We start from the raw sequence: 25916 nt of genomic DNA on the forward strand, positions 1-25916 counted from the left end.
CCCGAAGTCAACGCGGGCGAAGTCAGATGCCGGTTGCCGCGACATTCCCGCCGCCCGGCCCGTCCCTGCGGACAGCGCACCGTCCCGGTCCACACAGGCGGGCCGAACCAGACAAGATGGAGTCATGACGAACTCGGAAAACGAAGACGTCGTCGTGATCGGCCCTCACGGCCGTCCGACGACCCGCTCCTCGGCCGGCACCGAGAAACCGCGGAACAACGACACCCGGAACGAATCCGCGGAGGCCGGCGAAAAAGACGGGCCGGACACGGTGTCGGATCTGGTCGAGCAGCCCGCGAAGGTCATGCGAATCGGAACCATGATCAAGCAACTCCTCGAAGAGGTCCGCGCGGCTCCGCTCGACGACGCCAGCCGCAATCGGATGAAGGAAATCCACAAGTCCTCCATTCGTGAACTGGAACAAGGTCTGGCACCGGAACTTCGTGAAGAACTCGAGCGACTCACCCTTCCGTTCACCGACGACAGCACCCCGTCCGACGCCGAACTACGCGTCTCACAGGCTCAGCTGGTCGGTTGGCTCGAAGGTCTCTTCCACGGAATCCAGACCGCGTTGTTCGCTCAACAGATGGCCGCACGTGCACAGCTCGAGCAGATGCGACAGGGTGCACTTCCTCCCGGTGCGATGTTGAGCACGGCAACACCGTCGGAGGACGATCGCCACACCCCCGGCACCGGCCAGTACCTGTAGCAACCGGCGAAATCATCAACGGTTACGGCCACGGTAGGCTCGGTCTCCGTGTCAGCATCCGCAATCGAATCCGAGGCCACCGGCGCCGGCGAGCCCGACTCCGACTCGCAGACGTTCCGTCGCGCCTTCAAGGACCTGAAGGGTGGCTTCGCCCACCGGGAACTGTGGTTGAGCCTCGGCTGGCAGGACATCAAGCAGCGATACCGCAGGTCGGTGATCGGCCCGTTCTGGATCACCATCGCAACCGGTGTCCAGGCATCAGCGATCGGCCTGCTCTACGCGGCCCTGCTCGACATTCCGCTGGACGAGTTCTTGCCCTACGTGACCGTCGGCCTGATCGTCTGGAACCTCATCAACGCCAGCATCACCGAGGGTTCCGAGGTGTTCATCGCGAACGAGGGCCTGATCAAGCAGCTGCCCTCGCCGCTCAGCGTGCACGTGTACCGCCTGGTGTGGCGACAGTTGCTGTTCTTCGCGCACAACCTCGTGATCTACGTGATCATGATGGTGGCGTTCGGGGTGTGGCGGGACCTGACCTGGACGTCTCTGGCAGCGATCCCTGCGCTGGCACTACTGGTCCTCAACGCCCTGTGGGTGTCGATCGTCTTCGGGATCTTCGCAACCCGCTACCGCGACATCGGGCCTATCCTCGGCAGTCTGACCCTGCTGTTGTTCGTCCTGACCCCCATCATGTGGACCACGCAGAGTCTCGAAGCCCAGGGCGGACAGGCGGCCGAGCGTGTCAAGCTCGCGGAGATCAACCCGCTGTTCCACTTCCTCGACATCGTGCGCGCACCGATGATCGGACAGGACCAGGAGGCGTACCACTGGTACATCGTCCTCGCCATCACCGTCGTCGGCTGGGCAGTGGCGCTGTTCGCGCTGCGCAAGTACCGTGCCCGCGTCGCCTACTGGGTTTAGAGGTAGCAAGTTCATGACCGACAACGTCAGCATCGAGACGCGGGGCGCCTGTGTCGACTTCCCGATCTTCGACGCGAAATCGCGCTCCCTCAAGAAAGCGTTCCTCGGCAAGGCCGGCGGCTCGATCGGCCGCAACGACTCCGACGTCGTGGTCGTCGAGGCACTCAAGGACATCAACCTGTCCTTGAAAGAAGGTGACCGCATCGGACTCGTCGGACACAACGGTGCCGGCAAGTCGACACTGCTGCGGTTGCTGTCCGGAATCTACGAACCCTCACGTGGCAGTGCCCGCATCCGCGGACGTGTCGCGCCGGTGTTCGACCTCGGTGTCGGCATGGATCCCGAGATCTCCGGATACGAGAACATCATCATCCGCGGACTGTTCCTCGGACAGACCCGCAAGCAGATGCTCGCGAAGATGGACGAGATCGCCGACTTCACCGAGCTCGGCGACTACCTCGACATGCCGCTGCGCACGTACTCGACCGGTATGCGGGTTCGTGTCGCGATGGGTGTCGTCACCAGCATCGACCCCGAAATCCTGCTACTCGACGAGGGCATCGGCGCGGTCGACGCCGAGTTCATGAAGAAGGCTCGCACCCGCTTGCAGGCCCTCGTGGAACGTTCCGGCATTCTCGTTTTCGCCAGCCACTCCAACGAGTTCCTCGCCCAGTTGTGCGACACCGCCATGTGGGTCGACCACGGCCAGATTCGCCAGCACGGCGAGATCGAGGAAGTCGTACGCGCCTACGAGGGTGACGACGCCGCCGACCATGTGCGCCGCACCATCGAAGAGATGAAGCGCGACGAGGAGGCCGAGGCGAGCAGCGACCCCGGCAAGGTCTCGAAGTGACGGAAACCGGCTCCACCATCGTCGGCGTCGTCGTCACCCACAAGCGTCGTGAACTGCTCGCCCAATCACTGAAGGTTCTGGAGTCGCAGTCGCGTCCGCTCGACCACCTGGTGGTCGTCGACAATGCGAACGAAGAAGCCGTGCGCGAACTCGTCGAGGCCTCCGCGGTTCCGACGTCCTACCTCGGTTCCCGGCACAACCTGGGCGGGGCCGGTGGTTTCGCACTCGGCATGCTCTACGCGCTGTCGCTCGGCGCGGACTGGGTATGGCTCGCAGACGACGACGGGCGCCCGGAAGGCCCCCGGGTCCTCGAGACGCTGCTCGACTGCGCGGTCCGGCACGGGCTGTCCGAGGTGTCGCCGGTCGTCTGCGACATCGACGAACCCGACCGTCTCGCGTTCCCGCTGCGACGCGGGGTCGAGTGGCGGCGGCTGCGCTCCGAGCTCGGCGGCAGTGACGAGGACGGCGGGGACCTCCTGCCCGGAATCGCCTCACTGTTCAACGGCGCGCTGTTCTCGGCGGCTGCCATCGACGCGGTCGGCGTGCCCGATCTACGTCTGTTCGTGCGGGGCGACGAGGTCGAGGTGCACCGCCGTCTGGTGCGCTCGGGGCTCGCCTTCGGCACGTGCCTGCAGACCGCCTACGTGCACCCCAACGGAGCGGAAGAGTTCAAGCCGATCCTCGGTGGGCGAATGCACACGCAATACCCGGACAACGAGACCAAACGCTTCTTCACCTACCGAAACCGCGGTTACCTGCTGTCTCAGCCCGGGATGCGCAAACTGCTACCGCAGGAATGGGTACGTTTCGGCTGGTATTTCCTCGTCACCCGGCGCGATCCCGCCGGACTGCGCGAGTGGATCAGGTTGCGCCGACTCGGACGGCAGGAACGTTTCGAACGGCCCTGATCTGGGCGCACCTGGCACCATGGGGGCATGTTCGATCGTGCACGCGAAAACGCCAGACAGAAGCTTCAACGCGCGCTCACCGAGGTGATCGGGGAATCCGACCGCCGCACCCACGAACTCCTCGAAGCGCAGCACCAGCAGGTCCTCTCGGAGGTCGCCGAGCTCCGCGGACAACTGGCGGACACTCGCGCCCGCATCGACCACCTCGAGCAACAGGAGCGCCGAGACCTGACGCACGTGATGGACGTGGAGGCGGCACGCACGTCGGGTGACTTCGTCCTCGAACACATGCCCAAGGCGCCGTTGTTCTGGAGTCCGCAGGACACGCTGCGGTTCGCACTGTCGAAGGTCTCCACGCCGGGCTTGGCCCTGGAATTCGGGGTGGCAACCGGCTCGACTCTGCGCATCGTGGTCGGGGAACTGAAGGGCGAACACGGCGTCTACGGGTTCGACGTGTTCTCCGGTCTACCTCAGACGTGGCGAACCGGCTTCCCCGCAGGTGAATTCGCCCAGGACACACTGCCCGACGTCCCGGGCGCCGAACTGATCGCGGGGCTCTTCGAAGACACTCTGCCGGGTTTTCTCGCCGAGCGCCCCGAACCCGTGGCCTTCCTGCATCTGGACGCGGACCTGTACTCGTCCACGATCACCGTGCTCGATCTGATCGAACACCGGCTCGTCCCCGGCACGATCATCGTGTTCGACGAGTTCTTCAACTTCCCGGGTTGGCAGCAACACGAGTACCGCGCGTGGCAAGAATTCGTGTCACGCACCGGGATCCGCTTCGAATACCTCGCCTACACCGCGGACCACGAACAGGTGGTCGCACGGGTAATCGCGGCCTAGGACCCGGGACGAATGGAACATCCGTCGCTTCAGATTGGACGGGCGTCCCATTCGTCGGGGAGTTACTTGGAGTAGAGGCGCGCCCAGTTCTCACGACTCGTGAGTTCCGGCACGGCGTCACGGTACTTCTGCTGCACCGACTCGCCCTCGTCTTCGAGACGCTTCAACAGCGCGAACGTACGCTTGATCAGCTTGTCGGCCTTCTTCTTGTCCCGGCGGCGAATTCGCACACCGGACTGCGAAGCATCGGTGACGACGACATGGTCGAACAGCGACACGTGCCACCAGTGGGCGTCTTCGCGGGGAACGCCGATCAACCCGTGTTGAGTCTTTCCGAACCACTGGTAGACCGCACGCTTGAACAGGACGAGCAGCGGACGACTCGGGTGATCCTTCGCAGCGCGGCGGGTGGTGAGATCGGCTGCCCGCACAGGCGCTGTGGCAGCAGGATGATTCACCGTTTCCGGGTACTCGGCGCGTTCGCGACGAATAGCCGCCATCGCCTCGATCCCGCCGTCGCGCAACACGTCCGGACCCGACAGAAAGTCCTCGATGCCACGAAGTGTGGTGGCTGCGAGGCCGTACTGCATGGCCACGAGGTACTCGCTGATCTGCCGCAAGAACTGGCGCCTGATGAATTTGGTCGTGACGTCACCGTGCAGCGCGCCGACGATGAGCGAGTTGCGAGTGCTGAAGTAGCGGGCCCAGTCGTCGTGGTCCTTCCAGTAGAAGTCCGCATGCCACACCGCCGCGTTCGGAAGGGTGACGGTGACGAACCCTGCTTCGCGAGCACGAATTCCGTACTCCACGTCGTCCCACTGGAAGAAGATCGGGATCGGGAGGCCGATCTGCTTCACGACCTCGGCGGGGATCAGGCAGGTCCACCACGCGTTGTACCCGGCATCGACGCGACGCTCCTGGTTCCGCTTCAGCATGCTGGTGTTGCCGAGAGCCTTCTCGACCTTCTGACCGTGGGCCAGGCGGTGCAGATGTACCTCTTCTGCACCGACATTGAGGTAGTCGGGGTTGAGGAGATACAACATCTGCGCACCGACGAGTGTCGGCTCCACGGTGACGTTGGCAAAAGCGTTGAGACGCAACACCGTCTCGGGCTCACACAGAATGTCGTCGTCCATGAGGATGACGTCGGCATGCTCGTTGGCGGCCGACACCTCGTACAGGCCACGGGTGAATCCGCCTGCGCCACCGAGGTTGGGCTGGCGTACGTAGTGGAGCTTGTCCTCGAAGCGCGGTGCGACTTCCTGGTACAGCTCCCGATCCTGGACCAGATCGGTGCCCTGATCGACGACGTAGACCGCGTCCAGTGCCGCGAGCACGCGATCGTCGGATGCGAGTGCGGCAACCGTGTCGGCACAGTCCTTGGCACGGTTGAACGTGCAGATGGCAATTGCAACGGGACGCACGGTGGGCGGCGACTCGACGGTCCACTCCAACTCCGAGATGTCGACAGCGCCGCCGGCCGCGTCGAACTCGACCCACAGCGCACCGCCGTCGACGAACTTGTCGAGAGAGGCGGTCAACGAAATCGTCTCGGTGCCGCGCACGACCGTCGAACCCACGATGCGTCGGTGACCGGCGATGTCGGAGGCGACCAGACGCACCTTGCATCGAGCCTCGGCTTCGACCCGGGCGCTGACGACAACCTCGCGCACGGTCGTCCAGCGCTGCCAGTAACTCGCGGCGAAACGCCCGAAGTAAGTGTTGGTGTGTGCGCGTGCGTCACGCTCGAGATGCAGATCGAACCTGGTGTGGTCGGACCGACCCTTGACGACGACGTACAGGCCATCGTTGACGATCGGCGACGTTCCGGCGAACAGTCCACGCTGGGCAAGGAGGCGTCCGGTCCCTTCGTGTTCCGCCAACATCAGTTCTGTATCCGTCTCCTGGGGCACGCCCACACCATCCACATTTCGATCGTATTCCCGGCACACGTTCACCCGGCAGGGTAGCGCGAACGACCTGTCACCACCGAACTCGTACTGGTCGTTCGGTTATTGTCTGGGCACATCCTCAGCACCTCGGGAGTTCTCGTGACGATTCGCCCCACCCGTTCCCCATTCCAGGAACGTTGGTTGTGGGGCGCACTCGTCGCGGTGATCGTGTGCAGTGGGTTTGCCGTACTGCGGGCGATCGACCCTCGCTACTTCTATGTCGACGACACCGAGTCCGGTGCCGTCGGCAACTGGATCCAACTCGGCCATCTGATGCGCGAAGGACAGTGGTTTCCCACCCTCGTACTGGACCAGTGGATGTCGGGAAATTACCCGGTCGAGGGTCAGGGCGGGCTGTGGAACCCGGTGCAGATGTTCGTCAACTACATCGCGCCGTCCGTCGACGACATGTCCCTACTGGCGACCCTCGTCAAGCTGGGTTTCTCGATCGTGCTCGCGTGGGGCGTCTACCGCGTCGCGCTCGAGTACGGCGCCCGGCCGGGCTGGGCCGCGGTCGCGGGTGCCAGCGCCCCGTTCACCGGATTCACCCTGTACTTCGAGCACCCTTCCTGGGTCACCTCGCTGATCGGTACGGCGTGGGTGGTCCAGGCGTGGGCTTCCGGCGTTCGCTACGCGCGTGGGCGCTCCGGTCCCATCCCCACCTTCGTCTTCCTGTATCTCGCGATCAGCGTCGGATACGCGCACGCCGCACTTCTCGCAGCGGTGACCATCGGGGCACTGATGATCGGCGAGTACGTGTATCGGAGGAAGTGGCAGGACGTGGTCCGGTTGGCGGCCGTCGGCGTCGCTGCCGCTTCCGCGGCCGCCATCGCGTTCCTGCCGGGAGTCCTGACCTCCGACGTCACATGGCGGACCGGCAACGAGGGCGCTCTCAACGACAACTTTCTCACCGCTCCGTGGTCCGAGACTCTCACGGCGAGCATTCCGTCGTCGGTGTCGAGCATCGAATCGTGGACGGGGGAAACCACGACCGCACCGGTCACATACATCGCCTGGTTCGTGATTCCGGCTCTGGCCTTCATCGCATGGCGGGCCGCCCAGTCGTCGCTGAAAGAACTATCGGCGCCGTTGATACTGGTGGTGTTCGCCCTTCTGTTCACAGCAGGCCCCAGTGACATCGGGCAGATCCGCTGGCCCGCCCGCCTTCTCCCCTTCGTCGCTCTCACCATTTTGATCGTCTTCGTCGTCTTGATCAGCAGGTTCGGAACGACCAAACCGCTGCGGCCGCGGTTGATCGCAGCTGGGCTACTCGTCGTGGTGCTGGTTCTGCGAGCGAGTTCGTCGGGCCCGCAGTACTTCGGCCGTCATGTGATGTGGGGGTTCGTCATTGCCGCGGTCGGCGCCCTCGTCGTCCTTCTCGGACGCCGGTTCGGAGCGACTGCAGTCGCAGGATTGCTGCTCGTGACCATCGTCCCGGTGACGATGTATCAGGTATCGACCTACCCGAAAGCTCTCAACAAGTGGTATCTGCCCACGAGCCAGGCCGAGGCCAAGGCGCAGTTCCCCCAGTGGGAAGGCACCACACTGCAACTGGGCACGCGCGGGCTCGTTCGGATCACCGAGGACACTCCGCGCCTGCCGTGGCATTCACTGGTCTTCGGCAACTACGCGAAGGATCTGGATCTCGACTACGTCAACGCCTACACACCCGTCGGGCACCGTGACTTCACCTCGATCCTCTGCATGAGTTTCGATGGTTCCACTTGCGAAGCGGCCTACCAGAACGTGTTCGCGGTCGACCTGTACACGCAACGCACCTTCGCGGACCTCATGCGACTCGACCGGGTCGTGCTGCAGCGGAAACAGTATCCACACGTCGACGAGACGCCACCCCCGCCGGGATGGAAGTGGATCGAACCGCCGGCAGTCACCAAGGGCGAGATCGCCGTACTCGAACGCGTGGACGGTCCCGTCTCGACTGCGCCGGGCCGTGTGTCCGCGACCGTCGGCGCCGAGGTGACACCCGAGTCGTCCAGTGTCGACCACGAACAACTCTCCGTCTCGTCGCCGAACGGCGGTTCGGTGGTGTTCGCGCGACTGGCATGGCCGGGATACACGGCCACTCTGGATGGCCGACCCCTGCAGACGAAGGGCATCGGCGGCACCTTCCTCTACGTCGATCTACCACCGGGCACCGAGAACGGTGACCTCGAGATCCACTTCGATCCACCGGGGTGGCGCGTGGGATTCGCCGGCATGGGCTTCGGCGCGTTCGTGCTCCTGGTACTGACGGTGTTGCATTACCGAAACCGCTTCCGCCGTTCGCGTCAGCGCGAGGGCACTTCGGCGACCACCACCGACTCGTTGTAGACGAAAGGTTTCCCGGCCCACCGGGGAAACGGGAACGACGACGAGCGGACCACGTCCAGCCCGACGTCGTGACAGATCTTCTCGAGGTCGCCGCCGTCCAGAAACACCGTGTGGGTCTCGTCGCTGGCGAACCCCCTTTCCTGAGGGCACACGAGCATCACCACGGCGCCGGGCTCCAGATACGGAAGGTATTCCTCGATGATCACCGGGCCGCCGTTCGGCTCGAGATGTTCGAGTAGGTGCGCCATCAGCATGCCGTCGAACTTCGTACCACCGGTCGCATGGAATTCCTCGGGGGTGAGCGCATCGAACCCTTGGGACCGACAGAAGCGAACCGAATGCCGATTGTGGTCGACCCCCAGGCTCCCGGCCGGGAGATTGCGGAGGTTGCGCCCGATGCCGCAGCCGACGTCGAGAACCCGGCGACCCCCGAGAAACCGACGAATATTCCATTGATACGGCGCCTGCACCCGCAGCAAACGTTTCCAACGGGCGCCCTGAAGCTCACGTAACCGTTCCGTGTAGCCGGTGTCGGTCGTGCCGTTCGCTTCGGTCGACTCGTCGTTCTCGGGCACGGCGTCACGCTCGTTTCGGTCGAGTGCGGTTACGTTCGAGAGTGATCTGGATCATAGTGGCGTTGTCGGGCATGTACTCGTGTCCCACGCCCAACTGCGCGGAGGTGCTGAGGTTTGCGTATAAACTCCGGGCCTGTGACGACCGATGACACCGCATCGTCGGTGCAGCCGCACCGATTGTCGGTAGTTGTGCCCGTGTACCAAGGTGAGAAGACACTCGAGTCTCTGATCGAGGAAATCGTCCCGTGGACCCGACCGAGTTCCACACCGGGCGGGCGGCCGATGATCGTCGAGGAAGTTCTTCTCGTCTTCGATCACGGGCCGGACAACTCCGCAGACGTCATTCGTGCGCTCGCAGCGGCACACGATTTCGTCCACCCCATATGGCTGAGTCGGAACTTCGGTCAACATCCCGCAACCCTCGCCGGCATGGCTTCGAGTGGTGGCGAATGGGTCGTCACGATGGACGAGGACGGCCAGCACGACCCCGCCGCGATCGGTGGCCTTCTCGACACGGCACTCGACGAACAGGCCACACTCGTCTACGCCGAACCCACCAACCCAGCCCCACACGGGTCGTTCCGTAATTCGGCGTCGCGGTCGGCGAAGTGGGTGATCACTCATCTTCTGTCGGGTGAGAACTCTTCCAACTTCCAAAGTTTCAGACTCGTTCTCGGAGAGGTGGGCCGATCGGTTGCCGCCTACGCGGGGTCGGAGGCCTATCTCGACGTCGCGCTCGGATGGGTCGCCGGCTCCTCGACCACGAGTCCGGTCCGGCTCCGTGAGGAAGGGGAACGCGATTCCGGATATCACCTCCGGTCGCTGCTGTCCCATTTCTGGCGGATGGTGCTCTCGAGTGGGACCAAGGGGCTGCGCATGGTCAGCCTCATCGGATTTCTGTTCGCGGTGGGAGGTATCGGCGTCATGATCTACGTGTTGGTGTCATACCTCTTCTTCGACGCCGGCATCGAGGTGCGTGGGTGGGCGTCGACCATGATCGTCATGTTGCTCGGATTCGGGTCGACCCTGTTCTCGCTGGGAGTGATCGCCGAATACGTGGGAGTCAACGTGAAGACCGCAATGGGTAAGCCGCCGTATCTGATCGTGAGCGATCCGGCCCGCGGGCCGCTCGGGCGAACCACTACAACCGGCCGCGAGTGATCGGCCATGTCGGTTCCCACCTGGGTAGTCGGTAGCGGGGGCCTTCTCGGCGGAGCTCTGACCGCCGAACTTCGGCGTCGTGGCGTGAATCCTCTGATATCGAAAGTCCTCTGGCACGACAACAGCCTGGCCCGTGCCGTGCTCATCGAGGATGCACGTCGACTCGTCGCCGACTCGGCGGGCGGACCGTGGCAAGTGATCTGGTGTGCGGGTGCCGGAGTCAACGGCACCACCGTCGAGGAGTTCGCCACCGAGAACGCACTCCTCGGTGCCGTACTGGACGAACTTGCTGCGGCAGGTGAATCCGGCACCGTCTTTCACGCATCTTCCGCGGGCGGGGTCTACGCCGGGGTGCCCGCACCGCCGCACACCGAAAACAGCCCTGTCGCTCCGCTCGGCGACTACGGCCGAGCCAAGCTCGCGGCCGAGCAATTGGTCACCGACTTCGCGCTGCGTCACGAGGCACGAGCCGTCATCGGCCGCCTGGCGAACTTGTACGGACCGGGCCAGAATCTCGCGAAACCGCAGGGGCTCATATCGCACCTGTGCCGCGGGTACCTGCTCGCATCACCGGTGTCCATCTACGTACCGATGGACACGCTGCGCGACTACCTGTACGTCACGGACGCCGCAGAAATGGTCGCCGACACCCTCGACCACGCCCGGCACGCCCCCACGGGCGCGGTCACCAAGATCTACGGTTCCGGGCAGAGTGTGACCATCGGATCGATCCTCGGCGCCTGCCGCACCGTGTTCAGGCGTAAACCCAACGTGGTTCTCGCATCGTCACCACTGGCTGCCGTGCAGGCCAAAGATCTCAGGCTGCACTCGGTGGTCTGGCCGGAAATCGACGAACGCACTCACCGTCCACTTCCGGCAGGGATCTCGTCGACCCTCGAGTCGATCCGCCACCACGTGACCGTGACGCACTGACACCTCGGTGGGTCGTTCAGGTGGCCTTGCCTGGCGTCGTCTTCGCTTCGCCGGCAGCCGCGTACTTCTTCTCGGTGGCTTCCTTCCGGTCACGCCACCACGACTCGTTGCTTCGGTACCAGTCGACCGTCGCTTCCAGACCGCTCCGAAAATCGCGGTATCGCGGCTCCCAGCCGAGTTCGGTTCGTAGGCGTGTGGAATCGATGGCGTATCGGCGGTCGTGACCTGGGCGGTCGGTGACGAAGTCGAACGCGTCCGGGTTCTCTCCGAGCACCTCGAGGACCGACTCCACCACGGTGCGGTTGTCCACCTCGCCGTCCGCGCCGATCAGGTACGTGTGACCGATCTCGCCGCCGTCGATGATCGCCCACACTGCACTGTTGTGATCGTCCACGTGAATCCAGTCGCGCACGTTGCGACCGTCACCGTAGAGCTTCGGCTTGATCCCCGAGAGCACGTTGGTGATCTGGCGGGGGATGAATTTCTCGATGTGCTGGTAGGGGCCGTAATTGTTGGAGCAGTTCGACAAAGTGGCCCGCACTCCGAACGACCTGGTCCAGGCCCGCACCAGCATGTCGCTCGACGCTTTCGTCGACGAGTACGGACTGGACGGGTTGTAGGCCGTGGACTCCGAGAACCTGGCCGGGTCGTCGAGCTCCAGGTCTCCGTAGACCTCGTCCGTGGAAATGTGGTGATAGCGCACGTCGTGCTTGCGAACGGATTCGAGAAGCGTGTAGGTGCCCACGATGTTGGTATGCACGAACGGCCACGGGTCGCCGAGCGAATTGTCGTTGTGGGACTCGGCCGCGAAATGCACGACCACGTCGGACGCGGCGACCAGCCCGTCCACGAGATCGGCGTTCGTGATGTCGCCGTGCACGAAGTCGATCCGGTCGGCCACCGGGCCCAACGACGCACGGTTTCCGGCGTACGTGAGCGAGTCCAATACGGTGACCTGTACGTCCGGCCGTTCCCGGACCGTCTGGTGCACGAAGTTGGCACCGATGAATCCTGCCCCACCCGTGACCAGAACGCGCACGAGACCTCCACACGACACACCGGTTCACCGGCAGTTGATTACTACGAAACCGCACCATACAGGGCCGCGTTGATTTGATTCTTCCCCGAACACTGGAACACTTCGATCATGCGCGGAATCATTCTGGCGGGTGGGACAGGGTCGAGGCTTCACCCGATCACTCTCGGTATCAGCAAACAGTTGGTGCCGGTCTTCGACAAGCCGATGATCTACTACCCACTGTCCACGCTGATGCTGGCCGGGATTCGCGACATTCTGATCATCACCACGGCCGACGATGCCCCCCAGTTCCAGCGACTGTTGGATGACGGCACGCAGTACGGGGTGAACCTCACCTATCAGGTTCAGCACGAGCCGAACGGCCTCGCTCAGGCGTTCATCCTGGGCGAGCAGCACATCGGGTCCGAATCGGCAGCCCTGGTTCTCGGTGACAACATCTTCTACGGGCCGGGTCTCGGCTCGAAGCTCTCCCGTTTCGAGGACGTCGACGGCGGCGCCGTGTTCGCATACTGGGTATCCGACCCCAGCGCCTACGGGGTGATCGAGTTCGACGACACCGGCCGAGCCGTGTCGCTCGAGGAGAAGCCGCTTCACCCGCGGTCCAACTATTCGGTCCCCGGCCTGTACTTCTACGACAACGACGTGGTGTCCATCGCGAAGGACCTGAAGCCTTCCGATCGCGGCGAGTACGAGATCACCGACGTCAACCGCGCATACCTCGAAGCCGGGAAACTGCATGTGGAAGTACTCCCCCGCGGCACTGCGTGGTTGGACACCGGTACCTTCGATTCGTTGCTCGATGCCTCCAATTTCGTCCGCACGATCGAGGAACGTCAAGGACTGAAGATCGGTGCGCCGGAGGAAGTCGCGTGGCGGCGCGGGTTCATAACGGACGACGAGCTGCGTCATCGGGCCGAACCATTGGTCAAGTCCGGTTACGGCAGCTATCTTCTCGGTCTCCTCGATCGCGGCAAGGAATGGTGAACAGGTCCATGGAGTATCGAGAACTGAAGGTTGCGGGCGCCTGGGAGTTCACTCCCAAGCAGTTCGGCGACCACCGTGGAGTCTTCCTGGAATGGTTTCGTGAGCCGGGCTTCTCCGAAGCGACCGGACGTGCACTAGACCTGCAGCAGGCCAACTGTTCGGTGTCGTCGGCAGGCGTGCTCCGGGGTATCCATTTCGCGGATGTTCCGCCCGGGCAGGCCAAGTACGTGACATGCGTCAGCGGCGCCATCCTCGACGTGGTTGTCGACCTGCGGGTCGGATCCCCCACCTTCGGGCAGTGGGATTCGGTTCTCCTCGACGACGTGGACCGCCGCACGGTGTTCCTGTCCGAGGGCCTCGGGCACGGATTCCTCAGCTTGGCCGACGGTTCCACAGCGATGTACCTCTGTTCCTCCGGCTACAACCCCCAGCGAGAACACGGCATCCACCCCCTCGATTCGCGTGTCGGGATCGAATGGCCGGTGCTCGGTCGGGACGGGCAGGCCCTGGACTTCCAACTCTCCGAAAAGGATGCGGCCGCACCGTCACTAGACCAGGCATACGCTTCCGGCCTGCTGCCGACGTATCGATCACCGGACCAGGATCGATGACAACGGTGAGTGACCCGCACGGCCCACCCGTCCCTCCTGCCGGGATGCTTGGTCGACCCGGCCCTTTGATGCGGATCGTCAAGAATCAGGGTCTCGCGTTCGTACTCGTCGGCGGATTCAACACCGCGCTCGGCACCCTTTGGTTCATCGCCTGGCAACTCGCGTTGGGCGAGCAACTCGGCTACCACTTCGCGATCGTGGCGGGATACCTCTGCAACGTGGCGTGCGCATTCGCAATGTACCGCTACCTCGTATTCGAGGTTCGCGGCCATTTCCTGCGTGACCTTTGGCGATTCGTAGTCGTCAACTTCGGGGCATTCGCCTTGAACATGGCGCTCATGACGATTGCCGTATCGGCACTGCACTTCCCGCCGATCCCGTCACAGATCGTTATCACCGCAGTCACCGCAACGGCCAGCTTCTTCGGATACCGAGACTTCTCGTTTCGCCGCAAGACAAAGACAGGAATCTCATGACTCCCCGTGTTTCAGTCGTCGTCCCTGCGTACAACAACGCCGAATACATTGCGGAGACTATCGATTCGATCCTGACCCAGACCTACCAGGACTTCGAACTGATCGTCTCGGACCACTCCTCCACGGACGGAACCATGGAGGTCCTTCGCAGGTACGCGAATGACGATCGCGTACAGATCCTCACCACGCCGTCAGGCGGTGGCGCAAAAGCGAATTGGGACCGAGTGAGCGAGGCCGCAAATGGGGAGCTTCTCAAACTCGTGTGCGGCGACGACACCATCTTCCCGACGTGCCTCGCGGAACAGGTAGCCGCGTTCGACCAGCACCCGTCAGCGGTCCTGGTCACGGCCCAGCGCTCTCTTGTCGATGCGAAGGGCAAGCCAATCATCGCCGCGCGAGGACTGGCCGGCCTGTCCGGTCTGGTCAGCGGCAGAGAAGCTGCGAGGCGCGCAGTCACGGCAGGCGCCAACATCTTCGGCGAACCGGGCTGCGTGATGATGAAGCGCGCCGCGCTGAAGGAAATCGGCTGGTGGGATGACAGCCACCCGTACCTTATCGACGAGGCCAGCTATGTCGGAGTGGCGTTGCAAGGCGATGTGGTTGCCATTGCGCACCCGCTTGCCACTTTCCGAGTGAACGCTGGACAGTGGAGCGTGCGCTTGGCCAAACAGCAAGCCGGGCAGGCATCCGCATTTCACCAGTCGCTGCGGGATGCGGACGCCACCCTCCTGTCCGCCACCGACGTACGAATCGGGAACCTCAAAGCCCTCGCAACGTCCTTCATGCGACGGGGCGTGTACTTCTTGCTGCGCCACCGCATGTCCTGAGGTCAGCGCGCGGACATCGCCAGTCGCCGGGCCACGAGTGCCGCCTGTAGCGGCCTGAGCCCCGACGGGCGGACCGGGTCCAGACCGGTCAGCTCGGCAACACGCTTGAGCCGGTAGTCGACGGTGTTGGTGTGCACGTGCAGCTGACGCGCGGTGCGCTGTCGGTTCAGGTCGTTCTGAAGGTGAACTTCCAGAGTGTTGATGAGGTCGGGTGTCTTCTCGAGCGGATCGAGCAAGGCGACCAGGTATTCACGACCGGCACCGGGGCGCATCATCTGGTATTCGAACACCAGATCCGACATCCGATATACCTTCGGCGTGCCGTGCAAGAGCTGCGCGAGGTCGAGCAGCTCGTGGGACCGCTCGGAGGCATGCGGAACATCTGCGGTTTCGGCGGTGACCGCGGACGCAGTGATGTCGACCTCGGCAGCGGTACTCAGTTGCGCGACAAGTGAATCCACCCACTCATCGGTGGGCGAACCGGGTAGTAGCACCGTCCCCCCTTCGGTGCTCAGCAACGAGAGGGCGGTGCGTCCGCACACCTTCGCGAGTTCGGCCTGTACTCGGCGCAGCTTGCGGCGTGCAGGAACAGCGGAGTTTATGGCGGGATCGTTCTCGTCGGCGTGCTTCGGCAGGTACACGGCCAGAACCACGTACTCGGAGGCGACGTCGATTCCGAACTGCCGCTCCATCGCGGCACCCGCCCGTCCGGCGAGAAGTGCTGTCACCAGCGTGTGCGCGGCCGTGTGATGTTCGCTCGCCACCACCTTGAGTTCGGTGATGTAGGACTCGGTCGCGGCGACCGTCACGCGCGAAAGCATCGAGATGAGCAACTCACCGCCTTGAGTCAAGTCCTCGATGTCGGCGCCCTCTGCGCCGCTGACGACGTGCAGCCACCCGAGCCGGAAACCCTCGTGCAGCACCTCGAGGATCGTTTCGAGTGGAATGCCTTCGCGGGCCCACTGCGCGGACGACTCCCGGAAGCCGTTCAGTTCTTCGTCGGTAGGGGGACGGCGCTTGTCGAGCATGTCCATCGCAAGGCGAAGGCATCCCATGGTCACGTTGGTGACATCGCCACTCAGTTCCTCACGCGGCAAGTTTCCGCAAGGAATCACGTTGGCCGCGAAATGGCCGACGAGACTTCCTGCGACAGCCCTGAGATTGCTGAACTGTGACGACGCGGGCATACCCGCAACCATGATTCTCGAACTCGAATTTTCGATCGTTGACAAGTCGTTCCTCCCCGTACTTTCGTCCCGCCGATACATACGCGTGACCTACCATCACACAATAGTGACCATTTCGTGACATTGGGGCGTTTCTCGCGAATCCGGTCACCGATACGAGGCAGGATCGACATGTCGATCAGCTGTCCGACGAGCCGGAAGATCCGGTGACGGCATCAGCGCATCCGGTGCCGAGCGGGCCACCGTTCGAGCTGCGGCCTATCGGCGAGTTCCGACACACCGCACGTCCGATTCCGTGAAGTTCTCCGGGTCCAACGCATGCTCGATCCAGTCGATCGCTCGCGGCGAGTACGACATGCTCAGGTGATCCGATACGTCGATTCCACAGCCGTCCTGCAGAGTCACGTTGTGAACCTTCACGCCTGGCCCCTCCTCGAGAAAGGTCCACTAATAAGGGTTCGCGCCCTGCGAGTGACTTTTCCGTAGTTGAGGGCGATGACGCGGTAGCCCTCGTCCTTCAGGATCGGCGATACACCTGACCAGTTGTTGTAGGAGTTCTCCCCCGTCCCGTGCACCAGGACAACCGGCTGCGGGTGGGCTTCGTCGGGTTTGCAGTTCCAGTCGTTCGCTCCGACCGGTGCCGCATTCGGAGCGAGGAGTCCTTCGGCGAACGCGTCGGGAAAGTTGTTGCTCGGCAGTCCGACTCCAACGGTCGAGTCCGGCGGCGGAGGCAAGCGACGGTCACCGTGACCGCCACGGCCGTGGAAGCGGCAAGCATCGAGACTGCGGAGTATCCCCGCTCCAATGTGACCCTCGCACCACTTGCGGACCGCCGTATCCATCACCCAACATTCACGTGGAGGTATTCGCCCTCGTTCTCGAAGATTCGAGGCGCCGAGCGACCAACGCAGCCTGCAGCGGACGCAGACCGGAGGGACGTGAGGGGTCCATACCGGTGATCTCCGCGATGCGTTTCAGTCGGTAGTCGACCGTGTTGGTGTGCACGTGCAACTGGCGTGCCGTCCGCTGCCGGTTGAGATCGTTTCGCACGTGCACGTCCAACGTGGTGATGAGATCCGGCGTCCGCTCCAACGGATCGAGCAGCCCGATCAGATGCTCACGCCCCGGCCCGGGTCGCATCATCTGGTATTCGAACACCAGGTCCGCCATGCGGTACACCTTCGGCACGCCTCGAACGCGCTGCGCGAGATCCAGCAGCTCGTTCGCCCGTTCTGCAGCCGCCGGCACGTCGCCGGTATCGGCCTGCACCACTGCTGCCGTCACCGGCACCTCGGCGGCGGCCCCCAGCTTGCCGATCAGCTCGTCGACCCAGGCGTCGGAGTTCGACCCCGGCAGCAATACGGTTCCGCCCTCGGGGCTGAGCAGCGACAGGCCGGTGCGGCCACAGATCGTTGCCAACTCCGCCTGAACGCGACGCAGTTTGCGGCGGGCCGGCACCGCGGAGTCGATTGCGGGATCGTCCTCGTCCGCATGACGCGGCAGATGGAGAGCGATGACCGTGTACTCGGCGGCGATCTCCACCCCGAACTGCCTGACCATGGCCGGTGAAGTCCGGCCGGCGAGCAGCGCGGTCACAAGGGTGTGCGAGGCGGTGTGATGCTCGCTCGCAACCACTTTCAGCTCGGATATGTATGCCTCGGTGGCCGACACCGCAACCCTGGCGAGCATGGCGATGAGCAGTTCCCCACTCCGCGCCATGGACTCGACGTCACCTTCTCCGGCGTTGCTCACCAGGTGCAGCCAGCCGAGCCTGAAACCTTCGTGCAGGACCTCGAGGATGGTGTCGAGTGGGATGCCCTCACGCGCCCACTGCCCCGTCGACTCGCTGAATCCGGCCAGGTCCTCGTCGGTGGGCACTCGCCGCCGGTCGAGCATCTCCATGGCCAACCGCAGGCATTCCATCGTCACGTTCGTGACATCGCCGCTCAGCTCCTCGCGAGGCAGGTTCCCGCAGGGCACGACGTTGGAGAAGTGCCCGACGAGGTCCACTGCCATGGACCGGAGATTTCCCAACTGAGAGGACGCCGGCGCACCGGCCAACATGATTCGAGGATTCGACTGATCGAGAGTGGTCACGTTGAAGTTCCTTGCTTTCGCGATCTACAGGGGCAGCAGATAGTGCTTGTGCGTTGTGGGCTCGGTTCGCTTGTCACGCAGGAGCTTCAGAGCGCGACGAATCTCGAGTCGGGTGACGGACGGCTCGATGACGGCATCGATGTATCCGCGCTCCGCGGCGCCGTAGGGGGTGGCGACGCTCTCGTTGTAGGCGTCGATCAGCGTCTGACGCAGCATCTCGGCGCCATCTCCTGCAGCTTCGAGTTCGCGTCGATACAGAAGGGAAATGGCGGCCTCGGCACCCATCACCGCGATTCGAGCGGTGGGCCACGCGAAGTTGATGTCGGCGCCCATTTGCTTCGACCCCATGACCGCATATCCGCCGCCGTAGGATTTACGCACCACCACAGTGACTTTCGGAACCGTCGCCGAGGTGAAGGTGTGCAGGAACCTACCCCCACTGCGGAGGACCCCGTTGCGTTCCTGCTCGACACCCGGCAGGAACCCCGGCGTATCGACCACGAAGACCAACGGAATCTCGAACACGTCGCACAGGCGAACGAAACGTGCCGCTTTGTCGGCACTCGCCTGGTCGAGCGCACCCGAGAAGAACATCGGCTGATTGGCGACGACACCGGTCGTCTGCCCGTCGACCCTGGTGAACCCCGTGACGATGTTGGGAGCCGCCTGCGACGCGATCTCGAGGAAATCGCCGTCGTCGAACAGGTAGACGAGCAGATCACGCATGTCGTACGACGCGTTGTCCGAATCCGGAATGATGGAGTCGAGCTTCAGGTCGTTCGCAGTGATCTCGGGCTCGAGACCGGGATTGACCAGGGGCGGCTCGTCGTGCCTGGTCGACGGCATGAACCCGAGGTAGTCGCGAACCCAGGCGAACGCCGCTTCTTCACTGGGCGCCACGTGGTGGACGTTGCCGTTCTCCGCCTGGGTGCGAGCACCACCCAGTTCGTCGAGTGTCACTTCCTCGCCGGTGACCGACTTGATGACGTCCGGCCCGGTCACGAACATATAGGCCTGCTCGTCGACAGCCACGACGAGGTCCGTGTTGATCGGCTGGTAGGCAGCACCGCCCGCACACTTGCCCAACAGAATCGAAATCTGTGGACACACACCGGACAACGGAATCTGCCGCCGACCCATCTCCGCGTACCAGGCCAACGAAGCGACGGCGTCCTGGATGCGCGCACCACCGGAATCGTTGATTCCGACGATCGGGCATCCCATTCTGGCCGCGAATTCCATTATCGCGCAGACTTTTCGACCGAACATTTCGCCGACACTGCCGCCGAAGACCGTCTGGTCGTGGGAGAAGACCGCAACCGGGCGACCGTCGACGGTCCCGTGCCCGGTCACCACTCCGTCGCCGTACGGGTTGTCCGGACTGCCAGGGCTCTTCGCGAGCTGCCCGGTCTCGATGAAGCTGCCCGGATCGAGGAGCATCCCGATGCGTTCTCGCGGACCGGGCAGGCCCTTGGCCTTGCGGCGGGCGATCGCGCCGGCGCTCCCCGGCTCCAACGCCGCATCGAGGCGCTCGCGCAAGTCGGTCAGCAACTCGGCCGTGGTCATGCTCATCTTCGGGGCTTCCTCCTTGCGAAGCGGCACTCGGCACGGCAGTCGTGGTCGGTGTAGCGTTCGCGATTCGTCTTCCAGCGCGCTACAGGGCGCCGGGTCTCTCTTCCTGGAACCGTCCAGGGATGCGAAGAGCGTATGTTCGTCTGCCGCGTAGTTCCATAGTCGGGCGCGAACCCTGGGCAGTTCCCGCAACGATCCCCCCGCGCACTGTGATCTCTCACAGAGGACCGATCCCGCGCGGTGGCGCGTCCGGATCGAGTAACTTTCTATTCGTGACTCGATCGCGGCCGCTGCAGCTGACGGCAGTCGCGGGCCTGGTAGCCGCGACGATGTTCGTCGGCGACCGCTCACTCGAACCAGCATCGATACCCACCGCAGAGTCCCCTCCCGCTCCCGTGGCGACTGCGCCGGAGAGGCCGGTCCTGGACCCCGATCAACTCGAAGCCACCGTCGCTTCGTGGACGATGGCGATCACCGCGGACGCCGTCACCGCCACCACCGCGGGCACCGGTGTGGTTCTTCCCGACGACGGACTCGTCGTGACCAATCATCATGTGATCGCCGGCGCACGCACGGTGACGGCACGTTCGTTCGGGACCGGCGCATTGTTCGAGGCCGAGGTACTCGGCTACGACTCGACCGAGGACATCGCGGTGCTGAGGCTCGGCGGTGCCGACTCGCTACCGACCGCACCACTCATCGACGGCGCGGATGTGCGGATCGGAGACCCGATCACTGCCATCGGAAACGCCGAGGGCGACGGGCTTCCGATGGCTGCCCGTGGTGCCGTCACCGACCTCGATCAGGTGCTGACCGCTCGCAGCAGCACGGACGGTTCGCAGAACCGCCTCTCCGGGATGATCGAGGTGAATGCCGCTGTACGACCGGGTGATTCGGGCGGACCGCTCGTCGACGACACGGGTGCGGTGATCGGAATCAACACGGCGGGCAATGCCGAAACGGATCCCGGGCAGCCGGTGGATGCCCCGCGTTCCTACGCCGTACCCATCGCTGTCGCGACCGATGTGGTCGATCAGGTTCGCTCCGGTGTCGGCACCGACACCGTGCGAGTCGGCCCCACACCGGTTCTCGGAGTCACCGTCACGAATCACGCCGGCGGAGCAGAAGTGCTGTGGGTCGCGGTCGGGAGTCCGGCCGAGCAGACCGGGATGAAGGTGGGTGACGTCATCACCGCTGTCGACGGGCGTCCGCTCGGTTCGTCACGTGAGCTCACGTCCCTGATGATGCAGCGCGGGCCGGGCGACACCGTCGCGTTCACCTGGACCGACTCGGGCGGCGCCGTGCAGGACGGAAAGGTCACGCTCGAAGAGGGGCCGCCGCGCTGACACCGCCGGCCGGGGCCGTGCGAGTGAGCACGAACCGCGCGACGGTGCGCAATACCGCCCGGCTCTCGGGCAGGCCGGGCGCGACCGCTGGGAACGCGTGGACCTGCCCGTCCCAGATCTGCAGCCGGCAATCGACGCCGGCATCACACAGGCGCGCGGTCATCAATTCGGAATCGCATCGCAGCACCTCGGATTCGGCCGCGAAGAGTAGGGTCGGCGGCAACCCGGCCAGATTCCCGTTGACGGGAGACAGCGACGTGTCGAGCACTCCGTCCTTCTGTGCACCGAGTCGCCCGATCTCCACGAGCGCCGACACCGGGGCGAACGCATCCCGCTCGGCGTTGGCATGCGCCAACTTGGTGGCGCAATCCAAATCGAGGAACGGCGAAAATCCGACGAGACCGGCTGGGGCCTGCACATTCGCCTCGATCGCCTTCAACGCGGTTGCGAAGACCAGGAACCCACCCGCCGAGTCTCCGGCGAACACCGTCCTATCCGGGCGTGCCCCGTTCTCGAGGAGCCACGTGTACGCCGCGAAACAGTCGTCCACCGAACCGTTGATGTCGGTGTCCGGTAGCTGGCGGTAGCCGACATGCATCACGGGTAGTCGAGTACGTTTCGCGAGGGCGGCAACCACTGGGCGATGCGTGTTGAGACCACAGCAGAGGAAGCCGCCGCCGTGCAGGTAGAGGATGGCACCGCGCCCGAGGTCCGAAGAGGCTCCCTGAGCACGGACGATCTCGGCATCGAATCCCGGGAGAGTCACGGCCGTCCGCACGATTCCCTTTGTCGGCCGGACCCCGGCGGCGACGTCGAGCATTGCAGCCCTCCGGATGGCCGCCTCGTTGATGGGCGCCACCTTGGCCACCGGCCTGACGAACCACCTGCATGCCTGGAAGAGAAGCTGCGACTCGATGCTCGGCCCGGCAAGGCTCGCACCCGTCCGATACCGGACGTTAACGGTGTGCGGTTCTCGCGTTCTCGACATGGCATCGCTCCCATCCCGTAGCTCAGCGTCGAACTGCGGTTCGTTCAACGCTATTCGCCGGAAGGACGTGCCGTCTCGAAGTAGTCCGATTCGTTACGGATTCAACAAGTGACGGACAGTCACCGCATGTCGAGGAGCCGGGACACGGTGGTGAAGGTGTAGCCATGTTCCTTCAATCCGTCGATGATGCCGGGAACGGCAGCAAGAGACGCTTCGCGCGACGGATACATCACGTGCAGCAGCACGATCGAACCCGGACGGACCTGGTCGACGGTGCTCGACACGATCTCGTCCGTGCTCGGGGACGAGACCGAATCCGGTTCCACGTCCCAGGTCACCGTGGTGCGACCGTGATCCGACAGATAACGGGGCAAGCCGTAGAGCTTCTTGCCGTTGGGCGGACGGAAGGTGATGTCGCCGTCGTACCCGACAGACCGAATCGCCTCGTCCGTGCTCTCGATCTCCTCCCGCACCGTTTCCGAGCTCACGAAGATCATTCTTCGGTGGCTCGCGGTGTGGTTGCCCAACTCGTGTCCGTCCTCGACCATCCGGCGGCCGATCTCGGGGTACTCGGTGAGCTGATCACCCTCGACATAGAACGTGGCCGGCACGTCGGCATCGCCGAGTATGTCCAGGACCTCGCCGGTACGTTCGGTCGGACCGTCGTCGAAGGTGAGCGCGACGACCTTCTCACTCGTGTCCACCCGGTTCACGATGTCGCCGAACAACTGATAGGTCCGCGAGTTCATCAACGTGTACGTGCCGTAGGCGCAACCGGCGAGCACCAGGACGAGAACCACCACCACGATCGCGGTGATACGCAGCTTGCGTGCCACTCCCCTCTGCCCTCGACCGCTAGCGAATCCTGAAGATCACGACGCGCTGCACCACGAAGTTGATCACCGTGGCCGTGCCCTGCGCGATCAGGAAGGCCAGCGGGAACCGCCACCATTCGTCGGGAAACACGTGGTAGAGCCAGCCGTTGAGGCCGACCTGGACCGCGTAGGTGAGGGCGTACAACGCGACGACGGCAGCGAACCGCGCGCGGCTCGGCTCTGCCTTGAAGGTCCAACGCCGGTTGATCAGATACGCCGTGGTCGTGCCCGCGACGAAGCTGATGGACTTGCCCAAGCCGATCGGCAGATCGAAGACCAGCACCAAGAGGCTGTACAAGCTGAAGTCGACGATCAGCGACAGCCCACCGGTCACACCGAACCTGAACATCTGGGTTTTCAGGTCGGGTGCATCGTCCGCGATGTTCTCGGTGACCGGAATCTCGACGGGCAGCGGAACATGCGGCTCGTCGTGGTGAGCGACCGGTTCTTCAGTGACGTCCTCGTGACTTTCGGGTGTTGCAGGCACGCGCACGAGCCTAGCCCTCTCCACCGCCAGGTAACCTCTATCCCGATGTCCGAGACAGCAGAAGAGACGCCGAACAAGGCGCTCCCCACACAGACCCGCACCCTCACAGGCTGGGGACGCACCGCGCCGACCACGGCGCAGGTGCTCGCCACCCCGGACGTGGAGGTGATCGCGAAAGCCGTCACCCAGGTCGCGGAACAGAACGAGTCCAAGCCCTCCTACCTGCAGCGAGGGGTGATCGCACGCGGCCTCGGCCGCTCCTACGGCGATCCCGCCCAGAACGCCGGTGGGCTGGTCGTCGACATGACTGCCCTCAACCGTATTCATCGGATCGATCGCGACACCCACCTCGTCGAGGTGGACGGCGGAGTCAGTCTCGATCAGCTGATGAAGGCCGCGCTGCCGTTCGGCCTGTGGGTGCCGGTGCTGCCGGGCACCCGTCAGGTCACCGTGGGCGGCGCGATCGCCTCGGACATCCACGGCAAGAACCATCACAGCGAGGGCAGCTTCGGCAACCACGTCCGCTCGATGGATCTGCTCACCGCGGACGGCACAATTCGTCACCTCACTCCGGAGGGCGAGAACTCCGACATCTTCTGGGCGACCGTCGGCGGCAACGGCCTCACCGGCATCATCGTGCGCGTCGTCATCGAGATGATCCCCACGGAGACGGCCTACTTCATCAACGACGGCATCCAGACGCACAGCATGGACGAGACCGTCGAGGTCCACCAGGACGGCACCGAGGACAACTACACGTACTCGAGTGCATGGTTCGACATCGTGAGCGCTCCGCCGAAGCTCGGCCGTGCCGCCATCACCCGCGGTTCCCTCGCCAAGCTCGACCAACTGCCGAAGAAGCTGCAGAAGGACCCGCTCAAGTTCGACGCACCGCAGCTCATGACCCTCCCGGACGTGTTCCCGAACGGCCTGATGAACAAGCTGTCGGCGAGCGCGATCGGCGAACTGTACTGGCGCCGGGGTGCCGACTACACCGGCAAGGTGCAGAACTTGACGCAGTTCTATCACCCGCTCGATCTGCTGGGTGAGTGGAATCGCGCATACGGTTCCCGGGGTTTCCTGCAGTATCAGTTCCTGGTCCCCACCGATGCCCTCGAGGAGTTCAAGAGCATCATTCGGTTCATCCAGGGTTCCGGGCACTACTCGGCACTCAACGTGTTCAAACTGTTCGGACCCGGAAACCAGGCGCCGCTGAGCTTCCCGATGGCCGGCTGGAACGTCGCGATGGACTTCCCGATCAAGGCGGGCCTCAACGACATGGTGTCCGAGCTGGACAAGCGTGTCCTCGAATTCGGTGGACGCCTCTACACCGCCAAGGATTCCCGTGCCACCGCGGAGACCTTCCACGCGATGTACCCCCGGATCGACGAATGGATCAAGGTTCGCCGCTCCGTAGACCCCACAGGCGTATTCGCCTCCGATATGGCCAGAAGGTTGGAATTGTTGTGACGATCGACGCAGTCGGCAACCCCAAGACGATCCTCGTCCTCGGCGGAACCAGCGAGATCGGCCTCGCGATCACCGAGGTATACCTGTCGCGTTCACCTGCACGCGTGATCCTCGCTGCACTCCCGGGCGATCCGGGCCGCGACAAGGCCGTTGCCCAGCTGAAGGCCAAAGGTGCGACCGAGGTCGACCTGATCGACTTCGACGCGGTCGACACCGAATCGCACCCCAAGGTCATCGACGAGGCCTGGTCCAAAGAAGACGTCGACGTCGCCATCGTCGCCTTCGCCCTGGACAGCGACTCCGAAGAGTTGTGGCAGAACCAGCGCAAGGCCGTTCTCACGGCCAACGTCAACTACACCGCGGCCGTCTCGGTCGGCGTTCTCGTGGGCGAAAAGATGAAGGCACAGGGCTTCGGGCGCATCATCGCGATGTCCTCCGTTGCCGGTGAGCGCGTCAAGCGTGCCAACTTCGTGTACGGGTCCACCAAGGCCGGTCTCGACGGCTTCTACCTCGGTCTCGGCGAGGCTCTCGCAGAGTTCGGTCCCCGCGTGACGGTCGTCCGGCCCGGCATGGTGCGCACGCAGTTCAGTGCTCACGTGAAGGAAGCTCCCCTCACAGTCAACAAAGAAGATGTCGCCGCACTGGCGGTCGCGGCTTCCGACAAGGGCAAGGAAATCGTCTGGACGCCCGGGCTGTGGCGTTTCGTGATGATGGGCCTCCGGCACGTGCCGCGCCCGATTTTCCGGAAGCTGCCCATCTAGGCTCCAT

General features: G+C 64.0%; 26 protein-coding genes. 15 read left to right on the forward strand and 11 right to left on the reverse strand.

Annotated features, from left to right (window positions below; all coding sequences use genetic code 11):
• Positions 1–124 precede the first annotated feature (124 nt).
• From ACFWO3_RS16410 to ACFWO3_RS16430, 5 genes are read left to right on the forward strand one after another with little or no spacing between them, the layout of a single operon-like run.
• Positions 125–709, forward strand: a complete 585-nt coding sequence (locus ACFWO3_RS16410; RefSeq protein WP_378579598.1) for a bacterial proteasome activator family protein — start codon at positions 125–127, stop codon at positions 707–709.
• 48 nt (positions 710–757) lie between these two features.
• Positions 758–1630, forward strand: a complete 873-nt coding sequence (locus tag ACFWO3_RS16415) for an ABC transporter permease (protein ID WP_378579599.1) — start codon at positions 758–760, stop codon at positions 1628–1630.
• 13 nt (positions 1631–1643) lie between these two features.
• Positions 1644–2483, forward strand: coding sequence for an ABC transporter ATP-binding protein (locus tag ACFWO3_RS16420; protein WP_378579602.1), 840 nt, complete (start codon positions 1644–1646; stop codon positions 2481–2483).
• Positions 2480–3391, forward strand: coding sequence for a glycosyltransferase (locus ACFWO3_RS16425; protein WP_378579603.1), 912 nt, complete (start codon positions 2480–2482; stop codon positions 3389–3391). Before ACFWO3_RS16420 ends, ACFWO3_RS16425 begins: the two co-directional genes overlap by 4 nt.
• Positions 3392–3418: 27 nt before the next feature.
• Positions 3419–4237, forward strand: coding sequence for a TylF/MycF/NovP-related O-methyltransferase (locus tag ACFWO3_RS16430; RefSeq protein ID WP_378579605.1), 819 nt, complete (start codon positions 3419–3421; stop codon positions 4235–4237).
• Between the two features lie 62 nt (positions 4238–4299).
• Here ACFWO3_RS16430 and ACFWO3_RS16435 read toward each other — a convergent pair whose 3' ends face one another.
• Entirely contained in the window at positions 4300–6123 is a 1824-nt protein-coding gene (locus ACFWO3_RS16435) for a glycosyltransferase (protein WP_378579810.1), read from the reverse strand.
• A 165-nt stretch (positions 6124–6288) separates the two neighbouring features.
• Between ACFWO3_RS16435 and ACFWO3_RS16440 the strand changes: the two genes are divergently transcribed.
• Positions 6289–8520 (forward strand): hypothetical protein, encoded by a 2232-nt coding sequence (locus ACFWO3_RS16440; protein ID WP_378579607.1) that lies wholly within the window; start codon positions 6289–6291, stop codon positions 8518–8520.
• On the opposite strand, the gene ACFWO3_RS16445 is transcribed toward ACFWO3_RS16440, so the two are convergent.
• Positions 8478–9095 carry a methyltransferase domain-containing protein gene (locus ACFWO3_RS16445; protein WP_378579609.1) on the reverse strand — a complete coding sequence of 206 codons (618 nt, stop codon included), beginning with the start codon at positions 9093–9095 and terminating at the stop codon, positions 8478–8480. The genes ACFWO3_RS16440 and ACFWO3_RS16445 overlap by 43 nt on opposite strands.
• Before the next feature lie 177 nt (positions 9096–9272).
• On the opposite strand from ACFWO3_RS16445, the gene ACFWO3_RS16450 reads away from it, so the two are divergent.
• Both ACFWO3_RS16450 and ACFWO3_RS16455 read left to right on the forward strand, forming a co-directional pair.
• The gene (locus tag ACFWO3_RS16450) at positions 9273–10256 is read left to right on the forward strand and encodes a glycosyltransferase (RefSeq protein ID WP_378579812.1); all 984 of its coding nucleotides are present in this window, start codon (positions 9273–9275) and stop codon (positions 10254–10256) included.
• Between the two features lie 6 nt (positions 10257–10262).
• Entirely contained in the window at positions 10263–11189 is a 927-nt protein-coding gene (locus tag ACFWO3_RS16455) for an NAD-dependent epimerase/dehydratase family protein (RefSeq protein ID WP_378579611.1), read from the forward strand.
• Between the two features lie 16 nt (positions 11190–11205).
• On the opposite strand, the gene rfbB is transcribed toward ACFWO3_RS16455, so the two are convergent.
• Complete coding sequence (gene rfbB, locus ACFWO3_RS16460; RefSeq protein WP_378579613.1) at positions 11206–12228, reverse strand: dTDP-glucose 4,6-dehydratase; 1023 nt, start codon at positions 12226–12228, stop codon at positions 11206–11208.
• A gap of 108 nt (positions 12229–12336) precedes the next feature.
• Between rfbB and rfbA the strand changes: the two genes are divergently transcribed.
• The 4 genes from rfbA to ACFWO3_RS16480 are packed head-to-tail and all read left to right on the forward strand — an operon-like array spanning position 12337 to position 15126.
• Positions 12337–13212, forward strand: a complete 876-nt coding sequence (gene rfbA / locus ACFWO3_RS16465) for a glucose-1-phosphate thymidylyltransferase RfbA (protein WP_378579615.1) — start codon at positions 12337–12339, stop codon at positions 13210–13212.
• Positions 13213–13220: 8 nt separating this feature from the next.
• Positions 13221–13823: a dTDP-4-dehydrorhamnose 3,5-epimerase family protein gene (locus tag ACFWO3_RS16470; RefSeq protein ID WP_378579618.1), complete on the forward strand. Its 603-nt coding sequence runs from the start codon at positions 13221–13223 to the stop codon at positions 13821–13823.
• Positions 13820–14299 (forward strand): GtrA family protein, encoded by a 480-nt coding sequence (locus tag ACFWO3_RS16475; protein ID WP_378579621.1) that lies wholly within the window; start codon positions 13820–13822, stop codon positions 14297–14299. Before ACFWO3_RS16470 ends, ACFWO3_RS16475 begins: the two co-directional genes overlap by 4 nt.
• Positions 14296–15126 carry a glycosyltransferase family 2 protein gene (locus tag ACFWO3_RS16480; RefSeq protein ID WP_378579624.1) on the forward strand — a complete coding sequence of 277 codons (831 nt, stop codon included), beginning with the start codon at positions 14296–14298 and terminating at the stop codon, positions 15124–15126. Before ACFWO3_RS16475 ends, ACFWO3_RS16480 begins: the two co-directional genes overlap by 4 nt.
• Before the next feature lie 2 nt (positions 15127–15128).
• Here ACFWO3_RS16480 and ACFWO3_RS16485 read toward each other — a convergent pair whose 3' ends face one another.
• The 5 genes from ACFWO3_RS16485 to ACFWO3_RS16505 form a co-directional block, all read right to left on the reverse strand.
• A complete protein-coding gene (locus ACFWO3_RS16485) occupies positions 15129–16313 on the reverse strand; it encodes a PucR family transcriptional regulator (RefSeq protein ID WP_378579627.1) in 1185 nt (394 codons plus the stop codon).
• A gap of 258 nt (positions 16314–16571) precedes the next feature.
• The gene (locus tag ACFWO3_RS16490) at positions 16572–16733 is read right to left on the reverse strand and encodes a hypothetical protein (protein WP_378579630.1); all 162 of its coding nucleotides are present in this window, start codon (positions 16731–16733) and stop codon (positions 16572–16574) included.
• Positions 16730–17047, reverse strand: coding sequence for an esterase/lipase family protein (locus ACFWO3_RS16495; RefSeq protein WP_378579633.1), 318 nt, complete (start codon positions 17045–17047; stop codon positions 16730–16732). Before ACFWO3_RS16495 ends, ACFWO3_RS16490 begins: the two co-directional genes overlap by 4 nt.
• 118 nt (positions 17048–17165) lie before the next feature.
• On the reverse strand, positions 17166–18410 hold the full coding sequence (locus ACFWO3_RS16500; RefSeq protein WP_378579635.1) for a PucR family transcriptional regulator: 1245 nt from the start codon (positions 18408–18410) through the stop codon (positions 17166–17168).
• Positions 18411–18434: 24 nt separating this feature from the next.
• Complete coding sequence (locus ACFWO3_RS16505) at positions 18435–19982, reverse strand: acyl-CoA carboxylase subunit beta (protein ID WP_378579637.1); 1548 nt, start codon at positions 19980–19982, stop codon at positions 18435–18437.
• Between the two features lie 272 nt (positions 19983–20254).
• Here ACFWO3_RS16505 and ACFWO3_RS16510 point away from each other — a divergent pair, with 272 nt between their 5' ends.
• Positions 20255–21328, forward strand: coding sequence for a S1C family serine protease (locus tag ACFWO3_RS16510; protein ID WP_378579639.1), 1074 nt, complete (start codon positions 20255–20257; stop codon positions 21326–21328).
• On the opposite strand, the gene ACFWO3_RS16515 is transcribed toward ACFWO3_RS16510, so the two are convergent.
• The 3 genes from ACFWO3_RS16515 to ACFWO3_RS16525 all read right to left on the reverse strand — a co-directional run bounded on the left by ACFWO3_RS16515 (position 21300) and on the right by ACFWO3_RS16525 (position 23678).
• A complete protein-coding gene (locus tag ACFWO3_RS16515) occupies positions 21300–22316 on the reverse strand; it encodes an alpha/beta hydrolase (RefSeq protein WP_378579641.1) in 1017 nt (338 codons plus the stop codon). The genes ACFWO3_RS16510 and ACFWO3_RS16515 overlap by 29 nt on opposite strands.
• Positions 22317–22435: 119 nt before the next feature.
• Complete coding sequence (locus tag ACFWO3_RS16520) at positions 22436–23152, reverse strand: polysaccharide deacetylase family protein (protein ID WP_378579643.1); 717 nt, start codon at positions 23150–23152, stop codon at positions 22436–22438.
• 19 nt (positions 23153–23171) lie between these two features.
• Positions 23172–23678 (reverse strand): GtrA family protein, encoded by a 507-nt coding sequence (locus ACFWO3_RS16525; RefSeq protein ID WP_378579645.1) that lies wholly within the window; start codon positions 23676–23678, stop codon positions 23172–23174.
• 45 nt (positions 23679–23723) lie between these two features.
• Here ACFWO3_RS16525 and ACFWO3_RS16530 point away from each other — a divergent pair, with 45 nt between their 5' ends.
• Positions 23724–25148 carry an FAD-binding protein gene (locus ACFWO3_RS16530; RefSeq protein WP_378579647.1) on the forward strand — a complete coding sequence of 475 codons (1425 nt, stop codon included), beginning with the start codon at positions 23724–23726 and terminating at the stop codon, positions 25146–25148.
• Entirely contained in the window at positions 25145–25909 is a 765-nt protein-coding gene (locus ACFWO3_RS16535) for a decaprenylphospho-beta-D-erythro-pentofuranosid-2-ulose 2-reductase (protein ID WP_378579649.1), read from the forward strand. The genes ACFWO3_RS16530 and ACFWO3_RS16535 overlap by 4 nt, the downstream gene beginning before the upstream one ends.
• Positions 25910–25916 lie beyond the last annotated feature (7 nt).

This window comes from Rhodococcus sp. NPDC058521 (genome assembly GCF_042719695.1).
Lineage (GTDB): Bacteria > Actinomycetota > Actinomycetes > Mycobacteriales > Mycobacteriaceae > Rhodococcus_F.